The 2,094-nt window shown below is 72.2% G+C and carries 1 pseudogene; it reads left to right on the top strand.

What is annotated here, in order from left to right:
* Nucleotides 1-454: pseudogene (locus EHS43_RS43155) on the top strand (class F sortase); the annotation flags it as partial.
* Between the last annotated feature and the right edge of the window lie 1,640 nt (nt 455-2,094).

The raw sequence follows: 2,094 nt of genomic DNA, 5'->3' as shown, positions 1-2,094 counted from the left end.
GTCCCGGTCCCGGCCGACGGTCATCCGTATCCCGTCCCTGGGCATCGACGCACCGGTCATGGGCCTCGGGCTCACCAAGGGCCGGGAACTGGGGACACCACCGGTCGACAAGCCGAAGCTGGTGGGCTGGTACGAGGGCGGCGCCACGCCCGGCGAGACGGGCACGGCGATCGCCGTCGGCCACCGCGACACCAGGACCGGCCCCGCCGTGTTCGCCGCACTCGGCCAGGTGAAGCCCGGCAAGGTGATCGAGGCGGTGCGTGCGGACGGCCGTACCGCCGTCTACACCGTGGACCGCGTGAAGATCTTCGACAAGGCGGGCTTCCCCGACAAGGAGGTCTACGGCCAGGCCCGGCGCCCCGAGCTCCGCGTGATCACCTGCGGCGGACTCTTCACCCGGCGGACGGGCTACACCAGCAACGTCGTCGTCTTCGCCCACCTCACCCGGACCCGTGAGCCACGGCCGGCGAAGAGCTCCGGCCCGGCGACGCGGGAACGTATGCCGACGGCCGTGCGGACCCCGGCGAGGGCGAGCACGCCTACGGGTGTCCGGACGCCCACCTGGGAGAGCGAGCCGACGGACGTCCGGAGCCCGGCCTGGGAGGGCACGCCTTCGGGCATCCGGACCCCGGCCAGGGAGAGCTGGTCGGCAGGCGCCGGACCGTCGACGAATGTCGGGACGTCGACGAGTGCCGGGACATCGACGGTGGCCGGGACGCCGACGGTGGTCGGGACGCCGGTGAGCGTGACGGCGTGGTGAGGGCGGGGGCGTGACCGTGTGCCGGCGAGCCCGACGGCATGCCGGCGGGCGTGGCGCCGCGCGGAATCCAGCCGTCCGTTATCTCGCGTGCTGGACCGAAGCGTCCGATCCCGCCCGTTCTCTTCCCCCCGCCGCACGCATTCCGTTAACTTCCGTGACTCACAGCCCCGTACGACCCGCACGGGGCCTCCCGACCGCGGAACCAGCGCCTGATCCAGCCCCCGGGGGCACCGTCATGACACGCGCCATATCCCTGCACCACGTGAGCAAGACCTACACCCGGGGCGCCCGGGTGGTGGACCGGCTCTCGCTGGACATCGCGCCCGGCGAGTTCCTCGTCCTGCTCGGCCCCTCCGGCTGCGGAAAATCCACCGTGCTCAGGATGATCGCCGGGCTGGAGGAGATCACCGAGGGGCAGCTCAGGCTCGACGGCGAGTACGCCAACGACCTGCTGCCCGCCGAGCGGCGGATGGCGATGGTCTTCCAGAACTTCGCCCTGTACCCGAACATGACCAGCCGGGGCAACATCGGCTTCCCGCTGCGCATCGAGGCCCCCGACGAGGACCCCCGGGCCCGCGTGGACGCCACCGCCCGCATGCTCGGCATCGAGGACCTCCTCGACCGTTACCCGGGCCAGCTCTCCGGCGGCGAGCGCCAGCGCGTGGCGATGGGACGGGCCATCTCCCGGCGCCCCTCCGCCTTCCTCATGGACGAGCCGCTGTCCAACCTCGACGCCAAGCTCCGCAACCACCTGCGTGCCGAAATAGCCGGACTGACCCGGGAGTTGGGCGTCACCACGGTCTACGTCACCCACGACCAGGCCGAGGCCATGTCGCTCGGCGACCGGGTCGCCGTACTGCGCGGGGGAGTCCTGCAGCAGGTGGGCACCCCGCGCTCGGTGTACGCCCTGCCCCGCAACGTCTTCGTGGCCGCCTTCATCGGCACCCCGCGCATCAACCTCCTGCGCGGCCTGGTCCGGGCCCCGCTGGACGGCGCGATGACCATCAGCCTCGGCAAGCAGTACCTGCGGCTGCCCGAACCCCTGTCCCTGGACCACCAGTTGCTCCGCGTCCAGCAGGGCCGCGAGGTGATCGTGGGACTGCGCTCGGAGGCGATCCGCATCGCCAAGCGCACCTCCGCCCGGCCCGGGGAGATGCCGATCACCGGTCTGGTGGAGCACGTGGAGTTCCAGGGCCACGAGGTCCTCGTCCACTTCAACACCGGGTCCCGGCCCGCCTTCGTCCCCGACCTGGAGGCTCCGCGGCCCGCCGCGCGGCCGCCCCGGCGCCGTCGCCGCGACGGCACGGTCCTGGACCTGTCTCTTATACACATCT

It is taken from the genome of Streptomyces sp. RP5T (assembly GCF_003933965.1).
GTDB lineage: Bacteria > Actinomycetota > Actinomycetes > Streptomycetales > Streptomycetaceae > Streptomyces.
Note: the sequence above shows the minus strand (reverse complement) of the source record. Positions and strands in the feature narration are given on the sequence as shown.